This is a genomic window from Psychrobacter immobilis, from assembly GCF_904846285.1.
In the GTDB taxonomy this organism is placed as follows: domain Bacteria; phylum Pseudomonadota; class Gammaproteobacteria; order Pseudomonadales; family Moraxellaceae; genus Psychrobacter; species Psychrobacter immobilis_D.
This window is the reverse complement of the sequence record NZ_CAJHAD010000008.1, coordinates 41,741-67,547: the sequence shown is the minus strand read 5'-3', so window position 1 is coordinate 67,547 and position 25,807 is coordinate 41,741. Positions and strand designations below refer to the sequence as shown.

22 protein-coding genes and 2 tRNA genes are annotated in these 25,807 nt (G+C 41.9%); 8 read left to right on the top strand and 16 right to left on the bottom strand.

All coding sequences use genetic code 11. The annotated features are described in order from the left end of the window. Positions 1 to 163: 163 nt before the first annotated feature. Positions 164 to 1,276 carry a hypothetical protein gene (locus JMX13_RS06760; RefSeq protein WP_201611367.1) on the bottom strand — a complete coding sequence of 371 codons (1,113 nt, stop codon included), beginning with the start codon at positions 1,274 to 1,276 and terminating at the stop codon, positions 164 to 166. Between the two features lie 452 nt (positions 1,277 to 1,728). On the opposite strand from JMX13_RS06760, the gene JMX13_RS06755 reads away from it, so the two are divergent. From JMX13_RS06755 to JMX13_RS06740, 4 genes are all read left to right on the top strand, one after another. Next, positions 1,729 to 3,912: a M3 family metallopeptidase gene (locus JMX13_RS06755; protein WP_201611365.1), complete on the top strand. Its 2,184-nt coding sequence runs from the start codon at positions 1,729 to 1,731 to the stop codon at positions 3,910 to 3,912. Continuing rightward, entirely contained in the window at positions 3,913 to 4,170 is a 258-nt protein-coding gene (locus tag JMX13_RS06750) for a YheV family putative metal-binding protein (protein WP_201611357.1), read from the top strand. 133 nt (positions 4,171 to 4,303) lie between these two features. Beyond that, complete coding sequence (locus JMX13_RS06745) at positions 4,304 to 4,837, top strand: hypothetical protein (protein ID WP_201611356.1); 534 nt, start codon at positions 4,304 to 4,306, stop codon at positions 4,835 to 4,837. Positions 4,838 to 4,863: 26 nt separating this feature from the next. Further along, positions 4,864 to 5,448, top strand: a complete 585-nt coding sequence (locus JMX13_RS06740) for a hypothetical protein (RefSeq protein WP_201611355.1) — start codon at positions 4,864 to 4,866, stop codon at positions 5,446 to 5,448. 121 nt (positions 5,449 to 5,569) lie between these two features. Here the strand turns inward: JMX13_RS06740 and pnp are convergent, their stop codons facing one another. The 14 genes from pnp to tpiA all read right to left on the bottom strand — a co-directional run bounded on the left by pnp (position 5,570) and on the right by tpiA (position 19,592). Beyond that, positions 5,570 to 7,672 (bottom strand): polyribonucleotide nucleotidyltransferase, encoded by a 2,103-nt coding sequence (gene pnp, locus JMX13_RS06735; RefSeq protein ID WP_201611354.1) that lies wholly within the window; start codon positions 7,670 to 7,672, stop codon positions 5,570 to 5,572. 757 nt (positions 7,673 to 8,429) lie between these two features. Beyond that, positions 8,430 to 8,696 (bottom strand): 30S ribosomal protein S15, encoded by a 267-nt coding sequence (gene rpsO, locus JMX13_RS06730; RefSeq protein ID WP_045443035.1) that lies wholly within the window; start codon positions 8,694 to 8,696, stop codon positions 8,430 to 8,432. Positions 8,697 to 9,077: 381 nt separating this feature from the next. Continuing rightward, entirely contained in the window at positions 9,078 to 9,251 is a 174-nt protein-coding gene (locus JMX13_RS06725) for a hypothetical protein (protein WP_201545197.1), read from the bottom strand. A 95-nt stretch (positions 9,252 to 9,346) separates the two neighbouring features. Next, the gene (locus tag JMX13_RS06720; protein WP_201545194.1) at positions 9,347 to 9,508 is read right to left on the bottom strand and encodes a hypothetical protein; all 162 of its coding nucleotides are present in this window, start codon (positions 9,506 to 9,508) and stop codon (positions 9,347 to 9,349) included. Positions 9,509 to 9,586: 78 nt separating this feature from the next. Further along, positions 9,587 to 10,117, bottom strand: a complete 531-nt coding sequence (locus tag JMX13_RS06715; protein ID WP_201611344.1) for a type 1 glutamine amidotransferase domain-containing protein — start codon at positions 10,115 to 10,117, stop codon at positions 9,587 to 9,589. A 364-nt stretch (positions 10,118 to 10,481) separates the two neighbouring features. After that, a complete protein-coding gene (gene truB, locus JMX13_RS06710) occupies positions 10,482 to 11,570 on the bottom strand; it encodes a tRNA pseudouridine(55) synthase TruB (protein ID WP_201611342.1) in 1,089 nt (362 codons plus the stop codon). Between the two features lie 8 nt (positions 11,571 to 11,578). After that, positions 11,579 to 11,983 (bottom strand): ribosome-binding factor A, encoded by a 405-nt coding sequence (locus JMX13_RS06705; protein ID WP_201611340.1) that lies wholly within the window; start codon positions 11,981 to 11,983, stop codon positions 11,579 to 11,581. Between the two features lie 152 nt (positions 11,984 to 12,135). Beyond that, a complete protein-coding gene (gene infB / locus JMX13_RS06700) occupies positions 12,136 to 14,862 on the bottom strand; it encodes a translation initiation factor IF-2 (protein ID WP_201611338.1) in 2,727 nt (908 codons plus the stop codon). Between the two features lie 162 nt (positions 14,863 to 15,024). Further along, entirely contained in the window at positions 15,025 to 16,509 is a 1,485-nt protein-coding gene (gene nusA / locus JMX13_RS06695) for a transcription termination factor NusA (protein ID WP_201611336.1), read from the bottom strand. A 187-nt stretch (positions 16,510 to 16,696) separates the two neighbouring features. After that, positions 16,697 to 17,197, bottom strand: a complete 501-nt coding sequence (gene rimP, locus JMX13_RS06690; RefSeq protein WP_201611334.1) for a ribosome maturation factor RimP — start codon at positions 17,195 to 17,197, stop codon at positions 16,697 to 16,699. Between the two features lie 490 nt (positions 17,198 to 17,687). After that, positions 17,688 to 17,764 (bottom strand) — tRNA-Met (locus JMX13_RS06685). Positions 17,765 to 17,898: 134 nt separating this feature from the next. After that, positions 17,899 to 17,983 (bottom strand) — tRNA-Leu (locus tag JMX13_RS06680). A 243-nt stretch (positions 17,984 to 18,226) separates the two neighbouring features. Next, positions 18,227 to 18,535: a preprotein translocase subunit SecG gene (gene secG, locus JMX13_RS06675; protein ID WP_025652589.1), complete on the bottom strand. Its 309-nt coding sequence runs from the start codon at positions 18,533 to 18,535 to the stop codon at positions 18,227 to 18,229. 256 nt (positions 18,536 to 18,791) lie between these two features. After that, a complete protein-coding gene (tpiA, locus tag JMX13_RS06670) occupies positions 18,792 to 19,592 on the bottom strand; it encodes a triose-phosphate isomerase (RefSeq protein ID WP_201611332.1) in 801 nt (266 codons plus the stop codon). 442 nt (positions 19,593 to 20,034) lie between these two features. On the opposite strand from tpiA, the gene pilB reads away from it, so the two are divergent. The 4 genes from pilB to coaE all read left to right on the top strand — a co-directional run bounded on the left by pilB (position 20,035) and on the right by coaE (position 24,900). Further along, a complete protein-coding gene (gene pilB / locus JMX13_RS06665; protein ID WP_201611330.1) occupies positions 20,035 to 21,744 on the top strand; it encodes a type IV-A pilus assembly ATPase PilB in 1,710 nt (569 codons plus the stop codon). Positions 21,745 to 21,943: 199 nt separating this feature from the next. Continuing rightward, a complete protein-coding gene (locus JMX13_RS06660; RefSeq protein WP_201611320.1) occupies positions 21,944 to 23,167 on the top strand; it encodes a type II secretion system F family protein in 1,224 nt (407 codons plus the stop codon). 25 nt (positions 23,168 to 23,192) lie between these two features. Further along, positions 23,193 to 24,092, top strand: coding sequence for a prepilin peptidase (locus JMX13_RS06655; RefSeq protein WP_201611318.1), 900 nt, complete (start codon positions 23,193 to 23,195; stop codon positions 24,090 to 24,092). A 118-nt stretch (positions 24,093 to 24,210) separates the two neighbouring features. Continuing rightward, positions 24,211 to 24,900, top strand: coding sequence for a dephospho-CoA kinase (gene coaE, locus JMX13_RS06650; RefSeq protein ID WP_201611305.1), 690 nt, complete (start codon positions 24,211 to 24,213; stop codon positions 24,898 to 24,900). Here the strand turns inward: coaE and rlmB are convergent. Further along, on the bottom strand, positions 24,863 to 25,633 hold the full coding sequence (rlmB, locus tag JMX13_RS06645) for a 23S rRNA (guanosine(2251)-2'-O)-methyltransferase RlmB (protein ID WP_201611303.1): 771 nt from the start codon (positions 25,631 to 25,633) through the stop codon (positions 24,863 to 24,865). The genes coaE and rlmB overlap by 38 nt on opposite strands. Between the last annotated feature and the right edge of the window lie 174 nt (positions 25,634 to 25,807).

Here is a 25,807-nt window from a genome sequence, read left to right as displayed (position 1 = left end):
TAGAGTGAGTAGCACTTTATTAAATACTTATCGTCATCGTTAAATAATAAGATAAAATTAAGCCTACATTCAATGAAAAAGAGCATTGATTCGTGCGAACCAATGCTCTTATATTATACCTATATTGTGACGCTGGCTAATCCATTAAAATATCAGCAACCGATTAATAGCGCGTCACTAGAGCAATTGGCTGATCTTCACCCATAAGATCCTGCGGCATAAATACAGCTTTACCGCCATTATGGATGACATGTTCGATGATTTCGCCAACGGCGTCATCAGTTATGCCTTCTGCTGTCGCATCATCTGCCATACTTAATGTCTGCGCTTTTTCATCGATTTTGGCAGGTTGCATATAACCGCGACGGACATATAAGGTTTCGCCAACGCCTTGGAAAGCACTGCGATAGACTTCTTGTAAATCTGTCTGCAGCATATTTGCACCGCGCGCTTTGTCAATCTCGCCCATAGCAGCTTGATGTAACGACGAGCGATAGCCTTCTACCGCTTCTTGCACACTATCAACAATATGCTGGGCGCTACCTTCTTCTAAGTTTGTGGCGTTTGAGACGGTGGCAATAATATTTTCTGGACGGTCACAAACATCTTTATAGTAACCGATATTTTTTGCATCACCCACGACTACTAGCGGCATTTTATGCTCGCCCCATAACTCTTGCACACTTTTATCTACTTGGTTAAAGAACTCTTTTAGATAACTACTTTCATTATTCGCTGAACGATCAGAGCCTGCATCACCAGTCGTATATAGACCATTATTTTCAATAGGAAAGGGAATGTTTTCCATATTGTTTTGCGCATCCGCCTGCTGATCAAATTCTCTCACCACACGATCGTTAGATGCTTCAATTAGACGTGCCTTATCACGCGTCAATACCACCGTATAATAATGAACGGCACTCGCCATATCGCGAACCAAATCACGCGTCGCAAATCTATCAGAGATAATTACTCGTTCTTTCGTATCAATAGGCATACGAACGATTTGCACATCATCGGTACTGGCAAATATAGCCAAGGTATCTAGGTTATAGTTATGATTAAGCTCATTGGTTTTATTTTGAATATTTTCTAAGATAGTGGTCGCGGTACGCTTATCATATTCATTATTTAAGCGTTCTTCGACAACTTTTAATTGGTTTTTTAAAGAGATAGGATCTTTTTGATTATCAGGATGCTCACGATGCGTTTTGACAAAAATACTAACGGCTGGATTGGCTTTGGTTTCACGTAAGCTTTTAAGAGTTGCTTTCATAGATACTGCTCCTTGTTTTATTATCATTGGTTTGCTTATTAAAGCAAATTTTTTATACTTATCGTCATGCTTATATATTTACAGGTTAATTGATTATATTTATAGCTTAATACTTAAAGGCTGCTTAATAGTAAAACGACTTGTTATAGCCATTGCATTACTATGATGCTAACAACTTAACCCCACTCTCTGTAGGGTTAATTTGCAAGTAAATGATGACGCTTTGTAAGTGAAGCTTAGCCAACATTAATAGCAATCTCTCTACCGCAACTTTTTATACTCTCCACATCTATTTACTTTAAGAGGAGATATACAGTAAAGGGTTGTATTCCAAGCGATTGATACCCATCTTTTAGATACTCTATATAATTGAACCTATATCACAAAAAATATATAACAAAACTCAAACCTCGCAATGAACAATCCTTCTCTTATTAATATTGGATACTTTTATGATTTCTATTTCTGCAAATTTACGCCTTGTCGATTTTGACAATGTCGCACCGGATACCTTACAAAACCAAATTATCAGTGCCATCGATACTGCCAATGCCTTTTTAGACAACATGAGCGCCAATACTGATAGCAATAATAATGCTAGTGATTTCAGCGCTGAGCAAGCCTTGAGCGATATCATGACTTTTGATCATATCAATCTGGCGTTGGATCGCAGTTGGGGTATTTTGTCGCACCTCAATAGCGTCATGAGCAATGATGAGATTCGTCATGTACATCATGAGCTGCTACCTAAGCTGTCTGCTTATGGCACAAGGGTTGGACAGCATCAGCCATTATTTAGTCGTTATCAAACTATCGTCAATGACACTGATTTTTTTGCTACCCTTGAGCCAGCACGAGCGCGGGCTATTGAGCTTGCGTTACGTAGCTTTGAGCTATCAGGCGTGGCACTACCAAAAGCTGAACAAGAAAAATTTGCTGCAATCCAAAGCGAGCTCTCCACCTTATCCGCGACGTTCTCAGACCATATATTGGATGCGACTCAGGCGTATGCCATGCCGCTTAACCAAGAACAGTTAGCAGGGTTAACCGAAAGTGGACTTGCACTACTGGCAGATGCTGGTGAACAATATAAAGCCCGCGAGCTTGCCCGCGGTACGATCACCCAAGCAGATATCGACGCACTACCAACTCCTTATTATGTGGCAAGTTTAAATATCCCGGTTTACCTTGCCGTCATGACTCATGCGGATGATCGCAATCTGCGCGAAACGCTTTACCGCGCTTATGTTACCCGCGCTTCTGAGTTCGATAAGCATACCAATACCAAAGGCGAATCACTCAATAACGACGATATCATGAGTCAAATTCTACAATTACGCGCGCAGAAGGCCAAGCTATTAGGTTTTGATCATTATGCAGACGTTTCACTATCGACCAAAATGGCAGATAGCGTAACGAAAGTTGAAACCTTTTTAAGAGATTTGGCCACGCAAGCGACCCCAGCAGCTAAGCGAGATTTAGCACAGCTGCAAAAATACGCGCAGGATTATGGTATTACTGACTTACAGCCGTGGGACAGCGCTTATATCGCTGAAAAAGTCAAACAAAGCGAGTTTAGTTTATCGCAAGAAGAGATACGTCCGTATTTCCCATTGCCAAAAGTAATTAACGGTTTATTTGCTATTGTCGAGCGTTTATACGGTATCAAGGTACAAGAGCACAGTGAATCTGTATCACGCTGGCACGATGAGGTAAGTTTTTATCAATTATTTGATGCGGATGATAACTTGCTTGGTGGCTTTTACTTTGACTTGTTTGCGCGTAGCGATAAACGTGGCGGCGCGTGGATGAGCGGTTTTCAGTCGCGTTATACTTACGACGAGAAAAACCATGAACAGCTACCCGTCTGCTTTATGGTCGGTAACTTCACCCCTGCCCTTGATGGCAAACCAAGCCTATTAACTCATGATGAAGTACTAACCTTGTTCCACGAGTTTGGTCATGGTCTACATCATTTATTGACCCAAGTGACAGTTGGCGATGTCGCTGGTGTTAATGGCGTTGAGTGGGATGCGGTCGAATTGCCCAGTCAATTTATGGAAAACTGGGCGTGGGATGCTGAAGGTATTGCGCTGATTAGTAGCCATGTCGAGACTGGTGAGCCATTACCGAAAGACAAACTTTCAGCCTTGCTGGCGGTAAAAAACTTTCAAAGTGGTATGCAAACCTTACGTCAAATCGAATTTGCACTGTTTGACTTATTGATTCATGCACACACACCAGCGCTTGATTATGATGGTATTTTAGCGGCTTTAAATGCCGTGCGCGATGATATTGCTATCATGCAGACGCCTGATTACAACCGCTTTGCCAATGGCTTTAGTCATATTTTTGCCGGTGGTTATGCGGCGGGTTATTACTCGTATAAATGGGCGGAGTTGTTGTCTGCTGATGCCTTTAGTAAGTTTGAAGAAGAAGGTATTTTTAACCCAATTACTGGTAAAGCCTTCCGTGAAACCATCTTATCAGTGGGCGGTAGCTTCCCTGCCAAGACCAATTTTGAGAATTTCCGTGGTCGCAGCGCCAGTATCGATGCCTTACTACGCCATAGCGGTTTTGATAATGCTAAAAATGACGATGCTGCAACTGCTCAAACGACGCGCGAGGTTATCTAAATGCGTTATCAATCATCAACCCCAAAGCGGCGGTTTTTAGCGGGCGTTCGTTGCCCTAAATGTCAGGCATCGGATGCGGTGGTACAAGTAAATATCGTTACACCCGAACCTGATGAGTACATCGAATGTACTCAGTGCGGACATAGCGAGCATCGCCCCGATCCTGATGTGATCAGTGCCAAAAACCATGCCGAAGACCAGATCGCTCGTGATGCGATGGCGACAGGCACCAGCGGTACGGTCAAGTTTAAGCCATAAATAAGAAAACCTGTATCGTCAAGTCTTAATAGCTACTAGCCTATCTAATGATATATATCCAGTTAGATAGGCTTTTTATTTTGATTTTGCTATAGTATGCCTACTTATATTTTTGACATAAATCGATTATTGTATGAATAAGAAAGAAATACGCCCTTTACCAGCTAAATCGCTGAAGAAAAAGCCTACTAAGGCACGCCAAAAATGGTGGCCAATCATTATCTTAGCAGTACTATTAATTGGTTACTGGGTTTGGAAAAATAATTCGCCTAACGCTAGTATCGCACCCGTTGAAAGTACGGCATCGACTGCCGCTTCTATTGAGCAAGATAGCGCTAAACAAGCAGATACCAACTCATTAAATAACACGTCAGATAATAGTGAGCTGAATTTAGATACTGATGATGCTACTGTTACGGATAACCAGACGCCCGATCCCGAAGCTATCTTAAATGCGCCTTTACCAGAAACAGATAGTTTGGCGAAAGAAGAAATCGATCGCTTAGCAGATGAGCATAAACGCTTAGCAGAACAAGAGAAGTTAGCGGCTGAGCAATTGACGATGAATAAACAGCTGACAGAGATGAAAGCTGAGCAAATCGCCTTGCTTGAAGAACAAATTGCTCAGTTAGAAGCAGCAGAAGGCGCTAAAACCAGCGCGAAATAATATCACTTTTATAAAGGGGCAAGAAAATGGCAGGTCTACAACTCACCCATGCCCCTATTTTAAATAGCAGCGCCCAACTGCTGATACTGCCTGTTAATAATGCCGGTATCCTTTTAGACCCTATCCTCACACGAAGCAAGAATCTATATCCAGACAACTACCAACGCTACTATCGGTCTTGCCGTGATGGTAGCTTAATGGTTGGTAGCTGTTTAATGCATAAACGCTCACGCGAGCAGGCGGGACTTGGCGTCAGTAGTAATGGCAATCAACCAAGTTATATTGCCAATCTTGTGATATCAGACCATCCTTATCATCCAACCAGATTTCGTTGGCTCACGTCGGCGCTAGTCGATTTACAACAGCAGCTCGTCCCGCTTATCCGTTATCAAGGTATTCGTAGGGTTGCACTATTAGCGCGTCCGCTTATTTCTAGTCAGGGACAGAATACTCCTTTAAAAAATAGCGACAAGGACAGTAGCGATGATAAAATAGCAAAATCCATTGCTCTAGATTGGTATAACGATATCCTGCCTCTTGTCACCCATCATCTGCAAAATGTACCAAAGCTGAGTATCGATATTCACCTTCCTAAAGACATCAATATATAAATCCCTTTCTCATTGTCATTATTTTTTGAGCACATAAAAAAACCGCCTTGATTGCTAGCTATCAGCAACCAAAGCGGTTTTTTAGATTTTGACTAGGTCAAATTGTGTCAAATATCGAGGATTAGCTTTGCTCGATACCTTTCATGGTCAGTTTGATACGACCACGGTTATCAACGTCTTGTACTAATACTTTAACGATTTGACCTTCTTTCAGATAGTCAGATACGTTCTCTACGCGCTCATCAGCGATTTGCGAGATATGTACTAAACCATCAGTATTTGGCAGTACATTAATAAAGGCACCGAAGTCAACGATACGCGCAACCGTACCTTCGTAAGTTTTACCTATTTCAACTTCTGCGGTGATTGCTTCGATTTTAGCAATAGCCAATTTGGTTGCTGCTTTGTTTTCACCAAAGATACGAATCGTACCAGCGTCATCGATATCGATAACTGCGCCAGTTTCTTCCGTTAGCTGACGAATCGTTGCGCCGCCTTTACCGATGACGTCACGGATTTTGTCTGGGTTGATTTCGATAACGGCATAGTTAGGCGCATGAGCGTTGATTTCAGTACGGCTTGCAGGCAATACTTTGTTCATCGCATCTAAGATATGGATACGACCTGCATGGGCTTGCTTAAGGGCTTGCTCCATGATATCTGCAGTAATACCTTCGATTTTGATATCCATCTGTAGTGCTGTGATACCGTCTTTTGAACCCGCTACTTTAAAGTCCATATCACCAAGATGATCTTCATCACCTAGGATGTCAGACAATACCGCAAAACGCTCGCCTTCTTTAACCAGACCCATCGCGATACCAGCAACCGGTGCTTTTAATGGTACGCCAGCATCCATCAATGCCAGGCTTGCGCCGCACACTGAAGCCATAGAAGATGAACCGTTTGATTCAGTGATTTCTGATACCACACGAATCACATACGGGAAGCGGTCGCTATCTGGAAGCATTGCTTCAACACCGCGGCGCGCTAGGCGACCATGACCGATTTCACGGCGTTTTGGAATGCCTTCACGGCCTGTTTCACCGACTGAGAAATGTGGGAAGTTATAGTGCAACATGAAATGGTCGCGAATCGTACCAGCCAATGAATCAATCATATTTACGTCACGCGTGTTACCAAGAGTTGTAGTCACTAATGCTTGCGTTTCACCGCGGGTAAATAGGGCTGAACCATGAGTAAATGGTAATACGCCAACTTGGACATCTAGAGCACGAACGGTTTCAAGATCACGACCATCAATACGTGGCTTACCTGACAAGATATTGTCACGAACGGTGCGGTATTTTAGATCATTGTAAATTTCTTTTAACTCAGAAACAGTATCATTGTAGGTTTCTGCTTCCGCGTCACCTGCCAATGCATCGATAATAGCTTGTTTTATTTCATCAAGTTTGGTATAACGCTCTTGCTTATCCGTGATGGTATAAGCGTCGGCCACTTGCTCGCCAAACTGCGCTTTCATGCTGGTTTCTAACGCTTGATCGCGAACAGGTGCCGCATATTCTTGCTTAACAGTACCAATCTCTGCAGCCATTGACGCAATGTTATCAATAACGATTTGCTGCTGCTGATGACCGTATAAAACCGCACCTAGCATTTGATCTTCAGACAATTCTTTCGCTTCTGACTCAACCATCAACACGGCAGATTTAGTACCAGCAACCACTAAGTCAAGGTCGCTCTCTTTGAGCTGCTCAAGCGTTGGGTTAAGAACGTATTCACCATTGATAAAGCCAACACGAGCAGCAGCCACAGGGCCGTTAAATGGTGCATCAGAGATAGCGAGTGCTGCTGAAGCACCGATTAGCGCAGCGATATCTGCAGACTGACTCTTATCTGATGAAACAACCGTTGCCGTGATTTGAATTTCGTTCACATAGCCTTCAGGGAATAGTGGACGAATCGGACGGTCAATCAGGCGTGAGGTTAGCGTTTCAGCTTCGCTAGCACGGCCTTCACGTTTGCCATAAGCACCAGGGATTTTACCCGCTGCATACATTTTTTCTTGGTAGTTTACGGTCAATGGAAAGAAGTTTTGCCCTTCTTTAGCATCAGACTTTACTACCGCTGCCACTAGCACAGTCACGCCGCCCATGTGGACTAAAATAGAGTTTGCTTGACGAGCGATACGGCCCGTTTCGATAACGACCTGCTGGTCGCCGTATTGGAATTCACGCTTAATGGTATTAAACATTGTCATATAATTTTCCTAATATTGACTGACGAAAGTGATATCAGCACTATAAAAAGCTGATATTTGTCATTTAAAATTCTTTATATATAGCCACTAATTGCCAATTATACGGTTAATAACTGCGTCGATTAGGGCTAATATCATTACTTATTTAACTGATATATCGGTATTTATTTAAAATAAACATCGTACTTCTACCTATGTATACCTAGATAAAGTACGTTGGTGTAAATCTGGTTTTCTAGTCTTAACGTTAAAGGCGTGAGCACTTTAGAATAAGTTACATTCGACACGATATTGTTCACTGGCTTTCTTTAATAAGATATTTACACGTGGCGTCCATGCGTATAACTCTATGCATATAAATAAATGGTATAGCTCAAGGCGCTATAGATAATCATCACATACGCTAAGCTATATCAATATTCGCTTGAGCGCCAGTATGACTCAGAAACTCATAAGGCATTATTTTACAGTGATTTATAGGCATTGACCAATTAAATGCAAGTCAGCGTTCATTGACCGTGTAACTTTATAACTGATACTTAAAATATCCGATAGTAGCAGACCGAAATCTCTATAGGTCATTATTGATATTAATAAGCATAAAAAAACGGCGTGAAACTATTCCACACCGTCTTTAGAGAAAATCTATTTTATCGACTTCAACAAGTAAGTTCCAAATGGTTTAGCAAAAAATCTAAAATCCCGCCAAATTAAGGCATATTTTAGTTCAGCCACCACTCGTACTATTGTCGCCAAATTAACGACGTAGACCTAATTGGCTAATAAGGGTGGTATAGCGACCAAGATCTTTACCTTTTAGGTAGTCAAGTAATTTACGACGTGTGTTAACCATACGGATAAGACCGCGACGGCTATGATGGTCAGCTTTGTGTGCTTTAAAATGGTTTTGTAAGTCATTAATACGCGCACTTAACAAAGCTACTTGAACTTCTGGTGAACCTGTGTCGTTTTCGCCACGTTGGTATTGGGCAATGATTTGTTCGCGATCGGTATTAGTTAGCATAAATCTCTCCGGCAATGCTATAAGCTCCAAGATGTACTTAATAGTTAAGCATCAAGGAACGATAGAATAATAAATAAAATAGTTTGACGGTCATTCAGGACAACCCTGCATTACTAGAGTTGACCTAGTGTACGACAAACTTATTAATGATAATCTTTATTCAAAACCGCTCAAAATAAGACATTATCTAACTTAAACTGTTGCCAAAATTAAGATAAAGCTATATCTAAAACGATATTTAAATATTCCAGCGATTATAACAAAAAACTGCTGAACTAGCAGCAGTTTTTTATAATAGTTTTATAGCTTATAATGAGTCGGCAATTACTATAGATTAATAACGCTTTATATTGTGCGTTATTATGACCAGTTTTAAATATATCACTTTTTGACGTCATCTTGCGTAGCAGTCCCACCAAGAGCATCATCATCAAGCGGTGCGGTAGTTGCTTCCGCTAAACTGTCTGGACTAGTATCTTCGCTAGGATTAATATCTTCCGCTAACTCTTCGATTTTCTTCTCTTGTGCATCCATGTTGTCTTTTGAGTCTGTCATAAATACTCCCAGTTATAATTATTGTTTTATATCTATTTGCTAATTGCGTTGTTCTTAATCAAGGGTTCATGAATCAACAGTGTTAATAAAGCTAATTATTTTTCTTCTTTAGTGTTTTTTAAATTATCAGCAATACGGTCAGCAGCAGCTTCGGTATTTTCTGTATGATTGTCTTCAGTTTGACCTTTCAATGCTGCTGTAGCAGAATCTGAACGTTCTTGCTCAAGCTTAGTATTATTTGGGTTAGGGTTTGACATAGTATTTTCCTTTTGTGATTGTGTTTATTGATAGAAATTAAAATGAATAAGTCTAAATAAATATTGCGATGATGAATATTAAGACGTGGAGAGCGCTTTATCTATAGCAGCAACAAAGTCTTTAATATCATCTGGATTACGCGAAGTAATCAGATTACCGTCTACTTGCACACTTTTATCTACGAAGGTTGCCCCAGCGTTTTCTAAGTCAGTTTGTAATGTATGATAGGCGGTCAAGGTTTTACCTTTTGCTATACCCGTATTAATCAGTGCCCAAGGCGCATGGCATATCACAGCTAAGGGTTTACCGGCTGCGTTAATAGCGTTAATAATACTATGTGCTTCTTTATTACCGCGTATGTTATCGGCATTTACCGTCCCGCCTGGTAGCACCAATGCATCATAATCAGCGACTTCTGCGTCTTTAGCATATAGATCTGCAGTAAAGGTAGTGCCCTTATTAACGTCCTGCTGCATCGCTTGAACATCTTTGTCTTTATTGGTCGTAATAAGAACAGTATTATAACCTTTTTCTTTTAGTTGATTATCGACCTCTTCATACTCTGCTTGTTCAAAGTTATTATGTAATAAGAAAGCAATGGTTTTCATAGTAAGCCTTATATTTTGATACGTTAATTTTATTATTTCATAGTGATAAACTATATTTTTTATTATTATTTTTAAGTTAGAAACTTTACTTATATAATTAATGTCTTTTTATTTTTATGTGTATAGCTTATCTTTATTGTTATATTTCTTGATAGTTAATTAACTTCCATTTTTATTATTCTTATTTCTTTTATTTTTATGTCCTTGTCTGCTTTCCGTAGCTGACTTAACTAAGGTACAAAAAAAGCAGGTCTCACTATAGGTGAAACCTGCAATAAAATGTGATGATATGTGATTAGTGTAAACTCTTAGTAAGTTTTACTTAGTTTCAGTTATGGTACTAAAGCTTATTTAAGTATTAATATTACAACTGAATGAGCTTTTTCGGCTGTAAGCGACCATTTAGACTCAGTGCTCCTAGACCAATAAACTGCCCTTGCTCATTTATGAGACGGATATCTGCGGGTATTTCATAAGGCAACAAAGCCTCACTATTACCTTCACTATCATCGCCATTTTGTTGAATAACGTTATTTTCATCGTGACTAGGCTGTTGCTCGATGACAGCTGAAATATACCATTGCAAATCGTCGTTTAGCTGCTCGATGACATTTAAACGTTGTCCCATTTGTACACGGGCGCATTGCTCAGCCGTTAATATAAGCTCAGCCTCAAGGTTGATGCAAGCATCTAAGGGTAATAAATGCGCCTGACGATCTTCTAAAGCTAATGCTTCTAAATTCGCCAAACTAATCGCCGCGTCAATATGAAAGTCACCGACTTGTATACGTCGTAAAGCAGTTAAATGTCCTAATGTACCAAGCATTTTGGCAATATCTTCTGCTAATACGCGTACGTATGTACCCTTAGAGCAAGTCACTGTCAGCTGGATTTGCTTAGCGTCGATTACTGTTAAATTAATTGCTTTAATAACAATATCTCTTGCCGGGCGATCAATCTCAATACCCGCACGCGCATACTCATATAGCTTTTTGCCATCTTTTTTTAAAGCAGAATACATCGGTGGAATTTGCTGCTGTGGCCCTAAAAACTGCTGAGCAATTTCTTCTAGCCCTACCGCATCGAACTGTGGAATAACTTTCTCAGCGACAATCTGTCCATCAGCATCACCCGTATCAGTCTGACTACCCAAAAGAATAGTTGCTTGATACGATTTATCGGCATCAAGTTGATAATGACTGAACTTGGTCGCTTCCCCCAAGCAGATAGGCAATAGACCCGTTGCCATGGGATCGAGCGTTCCCGTATGACCGGCTTTTTTACTGTCATGCTTGGGAGATTTAAACAGGTACTTTACCTTTGACACCACTTGTTGTGACGTCATACCTTGCGGTTTATCGACTAAAATCACGCCATTGACTTTTATCTTATCAGTCATCTGTTTAGTCTTCTTAGAGGGTTGCATAGAGGCTTTTGTAGAGACGATCGACATAATAGCTTTTACTCGTTGATTTCTTGCTCATCAGACTCGTTTTGCTCAGTTTTAGTGACCGCTTTACTAATCAAATCCATCATATAGTTACCACGCGCAGTGACTTCATCGTAGTGAAAACGTAAGCGCGGCGTAGTGCGAGTCTTCAGACTGTGACTCAATTCGGTACGCAAAAAACCAGCAGCTTTGTTAAGGACTTTGATGCTTTCTTCGTGATTTGAAATAGTCATAGCATCGTTGAGTTCAGGCTCCATGATGGTGACATAAATATCAGCGTAGCCTAGGTCTGGGCTGACTTTAACACTAGAGATAGTCACAAAACCAGTCAGACGCGGATCATTAACGGCATCACGGATAAGGACAGCGAGCTCACGCTGAATCTGATCAGCTAAGCGTTGTAAACGTTGGTTCATGTTATTACCTTACTTTAATATGGCTTATTTTTATTGATTGATAAGTTTTTGATTAACAAATTTTAGGACTTCTATTTGCTAAAAAAGGCCTAGCAGGGTGTACCTGTTAGGCCTAAGTACAGCTGAATATTAAGAATTATCAAGCAGCTACTTTAGATAGTACGTGCGAACTCTTGGATTTCAAAGACTTCGATTTTATCGCCAGCTTCGACATCATAACCACGAACTGCTAGACCACATTCCATACCGGTACGTACTTCATTGACGTCTTCTTTATAACGACGTAATGATTGCAACTGACCAGTAAAGATAACTTGGTCATCACGCAGGACGCGGATAGGTTTGTTACGATAAATCGTACCTTCAACAACCATACAACCTGCTGCTGCGCCAAACTTGCTAGAGCGGAATACTTCACGAACGTCTGCAACACCCAAGATTTTCTCGCGATGTTCAGGCGCTAGCATACCACTCATGGCGGCTTTGACATCATCAATCAAGCCATAGATAACGCTGTAGTAACGAATATCCATATTAGCAGTATCTGCTTTACGGCGTGCGGTTGCATCTGCACGGACGTTGAAGCCTAGTAATACCGCTTCGCTAGATTCTGCTAATGTTACATCAGATTCAGAGATTGGACCAACCCCTGAGCTAATGACTCGCACTTTAACTTCATCAGTAGATAGCTCGTTTAGTGCAGCAAGTAGGGCTTCAAGTGAACCGCGAACATCGGTTTTTAGTACGATATTTAAGAATGACACATCGCCTTGTTCCATCTGATCGAACATGCTCTCTAGACGCATGGCATTCTGACGTTCTAGTTGACGCTCACGCTCACGATTGCTTCTAAAGTCAGCAACTTCACGGGCTTTTTTCTCGTCGGTTAAGACTAAGAATTCGCTACCTGCAGCAGGTGTTTCAGGTAAACCTAAAATCTCTACTGGAATAGAAGGACCTGCTGACTGAATGCGCTTGCCATGTTCATCGGTCATCGCACGAACTTTACCGTAATGCTCGCCTGCTAATACTAAGTCACCTTGTTTCAAGGTACCTTTTTTAACTAGGACACTAACAACCGGACCGCGACCTTTTTCAAGTCTTGACTCAATAACCACGCCTTGAGCAGCACCATCTAATGGCGCTTCTAGCTCCATCAGTTCAGCTTGTAGGCTAATAAGTTCTAGTAGCTCGTCAATACCGTCGCCTGTTTTGGCTGAGATACGAGCCATTGGGGTATCGCCGCCCCACTCTTCTGAGACTACTTGTTTAGCAGTTAACTCGTTAAGGACACGATCAGGATCGGCGCTTGGCTTATCCATTTTGTTGATAGCAACAATAATAGGTGTACCAGCAGCGCGCGCATGATCAATCGCTTCTTCGGTTTGTGGCATCATGCCATCATCAGCGGCGACAACGATTACGACGATATCCGTCGCTTGTGCACCACGTGAACGCATAGCACTAAAGGCTGCGTGACCTGGAGTATCAAGGAAAGTAATAACGCCGCGATCAGTTTTCACGTGATACGCACCGATATGCTGGGTAATACCGCCGGCTTCGCCAGTGGCAACCTTAGTTGCACGGATTTTATCGAGTAATGAGGTTTTACCATGGTCAACGTGACCCATGATAGTCACGACTGGTGGACGCGTTTGCACGTTACTGCTGCGCTCATCAACCGCATCTTGCAGATCATCTTCAACTTTCGTATCACTAACCGGTACAGGGTTATGACCCATCTCTTCAACGATAAGACTGGCTGTCGCTTGATCAATGGTGTCTGATTCGCGCGCAATTTCACCCATTTTCATGAGCAATTTGGTCACTTCACGAGCTTTAACCGCCATACGCTGTGCCAAATCAGAAACAGTAATATGTTCGCTGATTTCGACGTCATAAATAATTTTATCAAGCGGCTTTTCAAACTTATGCTGCGAAGCTTGCGTTGAACGTAAACCGTTTTTGCGGTTTTTAATTTCACGCTCATCTTGATTTTTACGACGACCACGACCACGGGCACTAGTGCTACTGGTACCGCGCTTGATTTCACGACGTTCTTTTTCAAATGACTCTTCTAGCGCGTCACCGACCAAACCTTCGGCCAATGGTTCATCTTTACGAACTTCAGTAGCAGGCTGATCGGTATATTTACCAGCCATTTTGCGCATTTGCTCAAGCGTACGTTTTTGTGCTTCTTCCGCTTGCGCGCGGCGTGTTTCAGTTTCGATTTCGCGTAGACGGGTTTCTTCTTTTTCACGGGCTTCGCGAGCTTTACGCTCAATCGCCGTTTCAACTTTTGGCTTCGTCGCTGCAACTTTTTTCTTTGGTTGGTCTTTTGGCTTAACTTCTACTGCCGCTTTACCACCTTTTTTTACAACCACTGACGTTGAGATATCATCGTTCTTGTCACTAGACTTTTTGCTAGAGCCGAGGCTTGCACGCATTGCCGCTAAAGTAGCTGCTTGGCGCTCTTCAGATTTTTTCTTAGTAGCCGCACGTTCTTCAGCATCTTTGGCAGCACGCTCTTGTGCCTCAATCATTGCTTGCTCTCGAGCAGCCAACTCTTCAGCCATTTTCTCTGGATCAGGCTTCTCAAATACTTTCTTTTTACGCACTTCCACATTGACGCTCTTAGATTTACCTGAAGAGCCAGTCACGCGCGCAGTGCTAGTCGTTTTAGATTTGAGACTAATACGACGCTTTTCTTCCTGACCATGACTTTGCTTTAAATACGTCACCAACTTTTCCTGCTCAAGCTCGGTGACTATGTCACCTTCTGCGCGTGCAGGCAGTCCAGCGTCTACCAGTTGCTGTTGTACAGCACTTGCGGTTTTGCCTACCATATCTGCCAGTTCTTTGACGGTCTTATCTGCCATTTATTATCACCTACTGTCTATTATTTGCTATATGTTCAATTCAGTTGTTGGCTACAAATGATTGGGTTAAGGCTGGTTTGTGTTACATTTGACTATATTACGTCGCACCAACCCTTATTATCGATAGCATATCACTAAAAGACAGCGATATGCAGTTACCGCTTATTCATTGAACCAAGATTCCCGAGCTTTCATGATGAGTTTTCCTGCGGTTTCAGAGTCTAAACCTTCGATATCTTCTAAATCGAAGACGGCTTGTTCTGCCAAGTCATCTACGGTAATGATGTCTTTTTGCGCCATTTTATAAGCCCAACTGACCGTCATCCCTTCAAGATCTTGTAGTTCTTGACTTGGCTCTTTCATGTTCTGTTGTTTGACCAATTCATCAGCGATGACAACTTCTTTCGCACGCTCTTGAATCATGTCAATCGCTTCGTCGTCTAACCCTTCAATATCATAGAAAGTTTCGACAGGTACATAAGCGACTTCTTCAATACTGGTAAAACCGATATCGACAAGCGCTTGTGCTAAGTCTTTATCGACTTCTAAACGCTCATAGAATAATTCAATAAAGGCTTTCGATTCGTTTGCTTGACGCTGCTGATATTCTTCTTCTAGCATCATGTTTAGCTTATAGCCTGTTAGCTCAGAGGCTAAGCGTACGTTTTGACCTTGTGAGCCAATCGCGCGCGCCAACTGATCATTGGTGCTAAAGATAATATCCGCAGTTTTAGTATCTTCATCGAGAATAATACTGCTAACGTCAGCTGGCTCTAAAGCGCTGATGATAAATTGGGCAGGATCATCTGACCACACCACCACGTCAATACGCTCGCCATCAAGCTCTTGCTGTACCGCTTGGATACGCGTACCGCGCATACCGATACAAGCGCCAACTGGATCGATACGATGGTCGTTGGTCTTCACGGCTATTTTAGCACGCGTACCCGGCAAGCGAGCCACGTTACGAATTTCAATAATTTGTTCTGCAATCTCAGGCACTTCTTTTTGCATTAAAGCTGAGAGCATTTCAGGATGGGTACGTGACAACAATAACTGGGCACCGCGATTTTCACGGTTAACATGATATAAAATGGCATTGATACGCGATTTTGCGCGTAATTGCTCACGTGGCAACATCTGGTCACGTGACAAATAACCTTCAGCGTTATCGCCTAAATCAATGATAAAACCATCACGAGTCTGTTTTTTGACTTCGCCATACATCATCTCGCCAACACGTGGCTCAAACGCGTCTGCTACTAAATTGCGTTCCGCTTCACGAATTTTTTGGATGATGACTTGTTTGGCTTGAGTGGCAGCAATACGACCAAATTCAATCGATTCGATCTGCTCTTCTTTGATATCACCAATTGACCATTCATCTTGGTCAAGATCAGTAATCGCCAGCTGACACGCAGGCATCTCATGGTCTTCATCTGCAACCACTGTCCAGTAACGATAAGTATCGTAATCACCGGTTGCGCGGTCGATTGACACCCGCACTTCTACTTCCGGCTGATCGGTATATACTTTTTTCTTAGTGGATACCACCAAAGCATCTTCGATTGCTTCAAAGATATCTTCAGGATTTAAGCCCTTTTCATTACTGACAGTTTCTACTACCGTTAAGATTTCACGACTCATGCTATACCTGTCCTATCGTTTTATAATTGACTTAAATTTTATCGTTAGTGTGTTGACGTTATATTTTCACCGTCAGCCATAAGCTGTTTGGAGATTAAAATACCGACTTATAGGAAAGCTTTTTTAAGAAAAGCTGTTTTAAAATTAGTTTAGAACAATGCATTTTCTTTAAAACCAATCTTTAAGACTAAGCATCTTCATAAATCAGGTTGGCTTTATCAATATTACTTAATGCAATCTCAAACTGCTCACCATCGCTAGCAGTCAGTTTTAATGTGGTCGCATCGATACTGTCTAAAGTACCGGTTGCTTTGCGGCGTTTTTTATCGCCTTCACCAATCGCTTGTATCAAACGTAAGCTCACTGTTTGACCCACATAACCATGCATTTGCTCATCAGAGAAGAATGCACGGTCAAAACCCGGTGACGAGACTTCTAAAATAAACTCGCCAGCAATCGGATCATGGACCTCAAGAATACCGCTCACTTGATGATTCACTGCGGCACAGTTCTCAATCGTTACTTGCTTATCTTGGGCTTGATCTTCTGGCAATGCCTCAATATAAATGCGTAACAAAGAGCGATTACCTTGTGGCGCAAACTCTATACCCCATAGCGCAACATCGCAAGCCGCGACAGCAGGAGCAATAATATTGGTCAGTTCTGTAACTTTTGTCGAAAGCTTCATAATCTATTTATCTTTTCCTATTCACTTCTCGAGCGTACCGAGTTAAGTGTTTTTAATTTTATGCATCGAACCTTTATAAGTTCAAAATTTGTTAATCGCTGTCTTAATGGACAAGAATATACTTAAGCCATAATCTTTATTCTATTCTTAAAACGTAACTATATATGTGATACGTTTCAGACTCGTGCTTTTATATAAGGATGAGCATAAAAAACATCAAGCTCAACCATGCAATGCTTTTATTATTTATAAAACAGAACTATCGATAAAGGTGTGAGAAATAAAGGATAATATGCTTACCAAGCATCGCGCTAGTCGCGGCAGATGATGGTTAGTAACGAGTAGCATCGTACTCTATAGAAATAGAGCTTAGCATAAGTAGGATAGATATCGCGATAACACCGACCATCAGATACAAAAAAACCCACAAACATAATGGTGGGCTAATCGTTACTGACAAATTTAGTATGCAAAACATCAGTATAAAAAGTGGTAGCGGGGGCTGGATTTGAACCAACGACCTTCGGGTTATGAGCCCGACGAGCTACCAGACTGCTCCACCCCGCATCAATCTAGAACGCATATTATAGGGAGGTTTTATAGAAGTGTCAATACTTATTTTAAATAAATCCTAAATTAAGTATTGCCGACGATAATTCCAATCTTATACCGTTCAAGTAAAACATCGTACAGATAAAGCTTGGTGCGATTGGGGGGACTTGAACCCCCACAGCTTGCGCCACCACCCCCTCAAGATGGCGTGTCTACCAATTCCACCACAATCGCATCTTTCTCACTACGCTGTTTATTGAGTTTCAACCCATTATAACGGATGCTTAAGGAAGGCATCGAAGGTTAAAGACTGCTAAAAACAGAGAAGCATTGTAAGACTAAGCGCTTAAAATAGCAAGTACTGCCTGTAACAAAAGCCATTCAATCAAAGCGCTTTTCTTTGTCATCTATTAATAGGTAGCTATTAACCGTTATTAAAAATATTAATTATGAACGATAAATAACTACTGAAAACAGCTACTGAGGATTTTGTGTCAAAGGGCGTGGCGTTTGTGGTGCTGAAACTGGTGCATCTAAACGGAATTGATCTTCTGCTTGTTTACGCGCATGCACGGCAAGCGTCATACTGGTGATAAAAAATATCACCGTTAATACGGCGGTCGCACGCGTTAGAAAGTTTGCAGTCCCTGCGGCGCCAAATACTGTGCCCGATGAGCCAGCCCCAAAAGAAGCCCCAGCATCTGCCCCTTTACCATGCTGTATCAAAATCAAGCCAATCATGGCAATCGCCACGATAATGTGCAGGGCTAATATAAACGTAAACATGGTGGCCTCTTTTGCCGCGTAATGACGACTGATAACGAAAAATAAATCGTAGGGATTAATAGTAAAAATGAGTGATGTTTAACAATTGACATCTAATATTGCAAACCAGTTGTATAAACAAAGCGATTATATAAATAAGGCGCATTGTACACGATTGCAAGGGCACTGTTAAAGCCACTTTTACCAACTGCTAAAGACATTTTTTGAATAAAGTAGCCATTCAGTATTTATTAAACGGCTGTTTTATCTGATTTTATTAAGCCATAGCACGGCTAAAGGCCTCGGCAATAGCTAAAAAGCTTTCTGCTTTTAATGATGCGCCGCCAACCAATGCGCCATCAATCATGCTATCGGCGGCAAAGCTATCGGCGTTGTCGGCATTGACGCTACCACCATATAAAACAGTCATGTTTTCTAATGCATCATTAAAGCTGGCAAGCGTTTGCTTAATATGCTGATGCGTCGCACTCACCTCTGCCACGGTTGGTACTTTACCAGTACCAATCGCCCAAACTGGCTCATAAGCGACAATTAAACGCTCTGATAAACCTGCAATAAGTTCGGGTTTTTGCGCAAGTAAGTCCTTAATAACAGCTAATTGCTCATCAATGACTGCAAGCGTTTTTTTCGCATCGTACTGCGCTTGGGTTTCGCCAATACAAAATACCACGCCTAGGTTTTGCGTAAGCGCATGAGTCATTTTGCTTAATAAGCAGTCATGAGATTCTTGATGATACTGGCGGCGCTCAGAGTGACCCAATATCGTCCATGTTGCGCCAGCATCTGCAATTTGCTGCGCTGAGCAATCGCCGGTATAAGCGCCTGTGCTTGCACTATGAGCACCAATGTCTTGGGCGGCGCTAAGTATTGAACTGCCCTTTAGACGCTCACTGACAGCCGTTAAATGAATAAAACTTGGTGCGACCATCAATTGACAACCAGCGATATCAGACTGCTCTTTGGTGCTAACGGCAGTTAATAGGTCGTCTAGTAGCGCATTGACGTCATGGCTCGTTGCTGGATTCTGCTTCCAATTTCCAATTACCCAAGCTTGCATACTTATATACCTTGTCTTATCTATTGCTGCCAATATGGCTCATATTCGCGCAAGTATAACAAATATTTCCCAAGTGCTATAGTCCGTTGCTAGAGTATGATGCATTCAGAATTGGAACTGATTTTGCATAGTATTTTTGTCAAAACGACATTTTTTGCAGATGAACAGTCTTATACGCTATATAAAGTCTTTTAACTCTAAGAAATTCCTATATCATTCTATTCATAGAAACTAAAACCAAGACAATCAATCATCTGTATGGTTGACTATAAATAATTTCAACAAGCTAGATGCAACTGATTTGCACTAGCTAATTAGACATAACTATATAAGTTATAATCGCTCGTTGGCTATTAATCATATAGATAGATGTTTATACGGTTTCGATAAAATTCAGTTTAAAAAATACAGCCTATTTGGTATCAAGCAAAGAGAGGTCTTAATGTCTATTACAGCCAGTAAATACGGCGGCTTAGCGCAGCAGTTAATTAGCGAAGGTATTGTGAGCGAAGCGCATATGAAAACTGCGCAAACGGAATCACAACAACAGCAAGTAGGGTTAGTGCCTTATTTGGTCGAGCACAAGCTTGCCAATGCCTATCAATTGGCACAAATGTTGTCACAAGCTTTTGGCGATCCTTTATTTGATCTTGATGCGCTCAGCTCAGACGTCATACCAAAAGACTTGGTCGATGAAAAAATCGTGCGTAAGTTTAACGCCTTACCCCTGTTTAAGCGTGGGCAGCGTTTATTTGTTGCGCTGAGTGACCCGACCCGTATTGATGCTATCGACGCCATTGCCTTTAACTCACGGCTATCTATTGAAACCGTAGTCGTTGAAGAAGACAAGCTAAAAAAGCGTATTGAGAACCTTTACGCTGATACCATGCAAAACTTTGATAGCTTTTCTGATAGCGACTTAAATGTAGGCTTTAACGAAAGCGAAGAAGACGAAGGCGAGACCAAGCTTAGTGACGGTGTCGATGAAGCGCCAGTTGTAAAGTTTGTCAATAAAATGTTGGTCGATGCCATTCGTATGGGCGCCTCAGACTTACATTTTGAACCTTATGAGAAAACCTTTCGCGTGCGTTTCCGTGTCGATGGTGTGATGCAAAAAATGGCCAACCCACCCGTACAGCTTGCCAGTAAAATCGCGGCACGTTTAAAAGTAATGTCACAAATGGACATATCCGAGCGCCGTATACCGCAAGATGGTCGTATTAAGCTTAAAATCTCTAAAGATAAAGCCATCGACTTCCGAGTAAACTCTTTACCTACTTTATTTGGCGAAAAGCTTGTTTTACGTATCTTAGATCCCTCATCAGCCATGCTGGGTATTGAAGCATTGGGTTATGAGCCTGACCAAAAAGAGATGTTTTTAGAAGCCTTACATAAGCCGCAAGGTATGCTTCTTATTACCGGTCCCACTGGTTCTGGTAAAACTGTCTCTCTTTATACGGGTATTAATATACTAAATACTGGCGAAACTAATATTTCCACTGCCGAAGATCCGGTTGAGATTAACCTTGAAGGTATCAATCAGGTCAACGTCAACCCGAAGGTGGGTTTAACCTTTGCCAATGCGCTTAAGTCATTCTTACGTCAAGATCCTGATATCGTCATGGTTGGTGAGATTCGTGACCTAGAGACGGCTGAAATTGCAATCAAAGCGGCTCAAACGGGACATATGGTTCTATCAACTCTGCATACGAACTCTGCACCTGAGACCTTAACGCGCTTACGCAATATGGGTGTTGCCTCATTTAATATTGCAACGTCAGTAAACTTGGTCATTGCTCAACGGTTGGCGCGGCGCTTATGTAAAAACTGTAAAAAGCCCATTAATATCCCTCGCCAAAGCTTGCTTGAACTGGGCTTTAACGATGCTGACTTAGACAATCCAGATAATATCATTTATGAACCAGTCGGCTGTAATGAATGCCGTGAAGGTTATAAAGGGCGTGTCGGTATTTATGAAGTGATGAAAGTCAGTCCTGATATCTCTCGTATTATCATGGAAGATGGTAACGCGATAGATATTAAAGATGCGGCGCTAAAAAATGGTTTTAGAGATTTACGCCGCTCTGGTGTTTTAAAGGTACTACAAGGGGTAACCAGTATTCAAGAAATGATGCGCGTGACCTCTGAATAACTAATATGAGAATATAAAAATGAATTATTTATGACTTTAAGTCTGTGCTTTTGTAAACTAGCAATATCATCTAACAGATGTACTTAAATATAAAACAGTTATATACTGGCTTTTTGCAATTAAATAAAGTATATGAAATATTGATCATACTTGTATGCATTGCAACATCTCTATTAGACAGAACTTTAAGGGTATTAACATGGCAAAAGCTAAAACCGACATGCTGTTAGACTTTGTCTATGATGGGGTGAACCGGCGCGGACAAAAAGTGAAAGGCGAAACGACCAGTCGTAGCTTGGAGCTGGCAAAAGCCACTTTACGCAAACAAGGTATCACAATTAAAGGCATCAAGAAAAAGCCCAAACCTTTATATACCTTTAAAAAGTCTATCAAGCCTATTGATATTGCTATCTTTGCCCGTCAATTGGCAACGATGATGAAAGCCGGTGTGCCACTGACCCAGTCTTTTGAAATTGTTGCCGACTCACTTGATAACCCCAGTATGAAAGACTTAGTCTTACAAATAAAAGCTGATATTGAAGCAGGTGGTACCTTTGCTTCAGCATTACGTAAGCATCCACGCTACTTTGATGACCTATTTTGTTCACTCGTCGACTCTGGTGAGCAATCAGGTGCGCTTGAGACTATGTTAGAGCGTGTTGCTACCTATAAAGAAAAAAGTGAATTACTCAAGGCTAAAATTAAAAAGGCAATGAAATATCCGATTGCAGTTATTGTAGTAGCCATTATCGTTACTATGATTCTACTGATTAAAGTAGTTCCAGTATTCTCAGATTTATTTGAGTCTTTTGGTGCCGAGTTACCTGCCTTTACTCAAATGGTCGTTAATATGTCTGAGTGGATGCAGGCATGGTGGTTTGTTTTAATTGTGCTCATCGGGGGTGCTATTATTGGGTTTTCAGAAGCCAAAAAGCGCTCTAAGAAATTTCGTGATTTTTTAGACCGTGCAGTGTTAAAAGCGCCGATATTCGGCAATATTGCTTATCAAGCGGTTATCGCCCGTTTTGCTCGTACGCTATCGACGACCTTTGCCGCTGGTGTACCCCTTATTGATGCCTTAGACTCTACTGCTGGGGCAGCAAATAACGTGGTATTTTACAATGCCATTCAGCAAATCAAAAACGATGTATCAACCGGTCAGCAATTGCAGTTTTCTATACGTTCAACCAATATATTTCCAAGTATGGCGATTCAAATGGTTGGTATCGGCGAAGAATCAGGTAGCTTAGAAGAAATGCTCGATAAAGTAGCGGTCTATTACGAAAATGAAGTCGATAACGCCGTTGATGGTTTGACTAGCTTAATGGAACCTATGATTATGGCAGTGCTAGGCGTATTAGTCGGCGGCTTAGTGATAGCCATGTACTTACCAATCTTCCAAATGGGCGCAGTAGTAGGCTAAAATCTACTACAAGGACAACGACTTCATGCAATTTATTCAGTTATTACAAGAAAATATGACTCTTGCCTTAGTCGTATTTGGTCTACTCGGTCTTTGTGTTGGCAGTTTTTTAAATGTGGTGATTCATCGTATACCGCTTATGATGATAGCGGCGTGGCGACAAGAGTGTAGCCAGTTTATGGCTGAGCAAGCGGACATGCCGCGTGAACATACGATGCCACTGGCAAACATTGTCACCACTGATATCCCTATTACCTTAAGCACGCCTGCCTCACGCTGTCCTCATTGCGCCCATAAAATAAAGTGGTATGAGAATATCCCTTTAATGAGTTGGCTTGTATTACGTGGGCGCTGCTCGGATTGTAAAGCCTCTATAGGATTGCGTTATCCTATCGTTGAGCTAGTCACAGCCCTACTATCTATCTTGGTCATTTATCAGTTTGGCGTCAACGCCGCTGGATTATCTGCCCTGATTTTGGTCTGGACGCTGGTTGCATTAACCGGTATCGACTTTGATACCCAGCTATTGCCTGACCGCCTAACCTTTCCTTTAGCAGGATTAGGCTTGGCGGTAAACTCTCAGGGATGGTTTGTATCGCCTACTCAATCTATCTGGGGGCTATTACTCGGATTTTTGTCTTTGTGGGTGGTGGTCAAAGTCTTTTATGTCATCACTAAAAAACATGGCATGGGACAAGGCGACTTTAAATTATTGGCGGTGTTAGGTGCCTGGCTTGGACCTATGATGTTGCCGTTAATTATTTTACTGTCGTCACTGCTTGGTTCAATCGTTGGGCTTATTCTGATGAAGAAACAAGGAGAAAGTCGTCCTTTTGCCTTTGGTCCTTATATCGCGCTTGCCGGTATCATCGCGTTACTATACGGCTCAGACATCGTCAATTGGTACCTGGGGATGTATACTTAACCTTATATACTCATGCAAGTAGACCTGGAATTTCTAAAAATAGGGTCTTTAACCTGCTAGAATAGGCTATTGCTGTATTACGGTCATCCCTCTTTTATCGGTTAAATAAGTCATCATTATGTCAAATTATGCCTCATCTTTATCTTATTCCTTTCAACCACAGCCTCACCAAGCCAAAAGTAAGACATTGGTCATTGGTTTAACCGGTGGTATCGGCAGTGGCAAATCGGCGGCAAGCAATTGGTTCGCTCAGCAAGGGATTGATATTATTGATGCGGATGTGATTGCTCATCAAGTTGTCGCTAAAGGTAGTACCACTTTACGAAAAATCAAGAGAAAATTTGGTGATTGGGTATTAAAGGCCGATGGTGAAATGGATCGCGCTGCTGTGCGCACCCATGTCTTTACTCATCCTGAGGCTCTGATTGAGCTTGAAGCAATCACCCATCCAGCGATACGTGAAGCTGCAAAACTACAACTAGCAGCCAGTACATCACCTTATGTGGTGCTGTCAGCGCCACTGCTGATTGAGGCGGCGGAAGCTGGTCTTGCCAATTTATGCCACCGTATTTTGGTGATGGATGCCACTGAGGACACCCAGCTTGCGCGTGCGACTCAGCGTGATGAGCAAAGCGTGCAAAAGATTAAAGCCATTATGGTCAATCAGCTGAGCCGCGAAGAACGTAATCGTCATGCGGATGATGTGGTGCTCAACGAGAGCGATCTTGCGGCGCTATATGTACAGCTTAAGCCCTTACACCAAGACTATCTTACGCTTGCCCATCAGCTAAAGTCCGCTGCCGATTAATCTCGTAGAGCGCCATACCGGTAGCAACACTCACATTTAAGCTTTGTAAGTTACCATGCTCGTTGCCTGACATCGGAATATAAACCAGCTCATCGCAGCTATCCATAGTCAGGCGACGCATGCCCTCACCCTCTGAGCCCATAATAATAGCAGTTTTACCGGTCAAATCTGCCTCGTGTATTGGCTTAGCATCTGCGTTTAAAGCAGTACCAAAGACAAATACACCAGCGTTTTTAATCTTGGTTAGCGTACGGGCCAAATTGGTCACACTAACGATAGGCATCATCTCTGCCGCCCCTACCGATACTTTAGCAACGGTTGGCGTCAAGCTTGCCGCATGGTGTTTTGGACAAATGACGGCATCAACGCCCATTGCTACGGCTGTGCGCAAACACGCGCCAAAGTTATGCGCATCGGTAATTTGATCAAGCACCAACAATAAACACTGCTCACGGCTAGCAAGGATATCGAGCAAACCTTCATCAGCGAAACCTAACGGGCGCGCATTAAGCACTACACCTTGATGCTGCGGGCTGCCACACAGTTGCGTAAGTTTGTCTTTTTGCGTCGGTTGAATACTAATGCCATTATCACGTGCTTGCGCCATAATCGCTTGCACGTTACTGTCAGCCTCGCGTCCTTGCTGGACAAACAAGCTGAGTCCATCAAGAGGACGGTGTTCGAGTAAGGCATCAATCGCATGAATGCCATAGAAATAGCTGGGTTTTGCCATAATAGGCCTACTGATTATAAAGTGGATATCGCACTTGGCGATAAAGAAGAAAAATATAGCGATAATTGTAGCAACTAATCAGCGGCTAAACGAAATATTATTATTAAAAAAATCGTCAAAAAAAAGAAATAAACCTTATTTAAGATTTATCTCTTTTAAAGTACTTAATTAAAA

Excerpts from the sequence above, each read along its gene's own strand:
- JMX13_RS06760 (WP_201611367.1), bottom strand. The coding sequence starts at position 1,276 with ATGAAAGCAACTCTTAAAAGCTTACGTGAAACCAAAGCCAATCCAGCC.
- JMX13_RS06755 (WP_201611365.1), top strand. The coding sequence starts at position 1,729 with ATGATTTCTATTTCTGCAAATTTACGCCTTGTCGATTTTGACAATGTC.
- JMX13_RS06750 (WP_201611357.1), top strand. The coding sequence starts at position 3,913 with ATGCGTTATCAATCATCAACCCCAAAGCGGCGGTTTTTAGCGGGCGTT.
- JMX13_RS06745 (WP_201611356.1), top strand. The coding sequence starts at position 4,304 with ATGAATAAGAAAGAAATACGCCCTTTACCAGCTAAATCGCTGAAGAAA.
- JMX13_RS06740 (WP_201611355.1), top strand. The coding sequence starts at position 4,864 with ATGGCAGGTCTACAACTCACCCATGCCCCTATTTTAAATAGCAGCGCC.
- pnp (WP_201611354.1), bottom strand. The coding sequence starts at position 7,672 with ATGACAATGTTTAATACCATTAAGCGTGAATTCCAATACGGCGACCAG.
- rpsO (WP_045443035.1), bottom strand. The coding sequence starts at position 8,696 with ATGCTAACTAATACCGATCGCGAACAAATCATTGCCCAATACCAACGT.
- JMX13_RS06725 (WP_201545197.1), bottom strand. The coding sequence starts at position 9,251 with ATGACAGACTCAAAAGACAACATGGATGCACAAGAGAAGAAAATCGAA.
- JMX13_RS06720 (WP_201545194.1), bottom strand. The coding sequence starts at position 9,508 with ATGTCAAACCCTAACCCAAATAATACTAAGCTTGAGCAAGAACGTTCA.
- JMX13_RS06715 (WP_201611344.1), bottom strand. The coding sequence starts at position 10,117 with ATGAAAACCATTGCTTTCTTATTACATAATAACTTTGAACAAGCAGAG.
- truB (WP_201611342.1), bottom strand. The coding sequence starts at position 11,570 with ATGTCGATCGTCTCTACAAAAGCCTCTATGCAACCCTCTAAGAAGACT.
- JMX13_RS06705 (WP_201611340.1), bottom strand. The coding sequence starts at position 11,983 with ATGAACCAACGTTTACAACGCTTAGCTGATCAGATTCAGCGTGAGCTC.
- infB (WP_201611338.1), bottom strand. The coding sequence starts at position 14,862 with ATGGCAGATAAGACCGTCAAAGAACTGGCAGATATGGTAGGCAAAACC.
- nusA (WP_201611336.1), bottom strand. The coding sequence starts at position 16,509 with ATGAGTCGTGAAATCTTAACGGTAGTAGAAACTGTCAGTAATGAAAAG.
- rimP (WP_201611334.1), bottom strand. The coding sequence starts at position 17,197 with ATGAAGCTTTCGACAAAAGTTACAGAACTGACCAATATTATTGCTCCT.
- secG (WP_025652589.1), bottom strand. The coding sequence starts at position 18,535 with ATGTTTACGTTTATATTAGCCCTGCACATTATCGTGGCGATTGCCATG.
- tpiA (WP_201611332.1), bottom strand. The coding sequence starts at position 19,592 with ATGCAAGCTTGGGTAATTGGAAATTGGAAGCAGAATCCAGCAACGAGC.
- pilB (WP_201611330.1), top strand. The coding sequence starts at position 20,035 with ATGTCTATTACAGCCAGTAAATACGGCGGCTTAGCGCAGCAGTTAATT.
- JMX13_RS06660 (WP_201611320.1), top strand. The coding sequence starts at position 21,944 with ATGGCAAAAGCTAAAACCGACATGCTGTTAGACTTTGTCTATGATGGG.
- JMX13_RS06655 (WP_201611318.1), top strand. The coding sequence starts at position 23,193 with ATGCAATTTATTCAGTTATTACAAGAAAATATGACTCTTGCCTTAGTC.
- coaE (WP_201611305.1), top strand. The coding sequence starts at position 24,211 with ATGTCAAATTATGCCTCATCTTTATCTTATTCCTTTCAACCACAGCCT.
- rlmB (WP_201611303.1), bottom strand. The coding sequence starts at position 25,633 with ATGGCAAAACCCAGCTATTTCTATGGCATTCATGCGATTGATGCCTTA.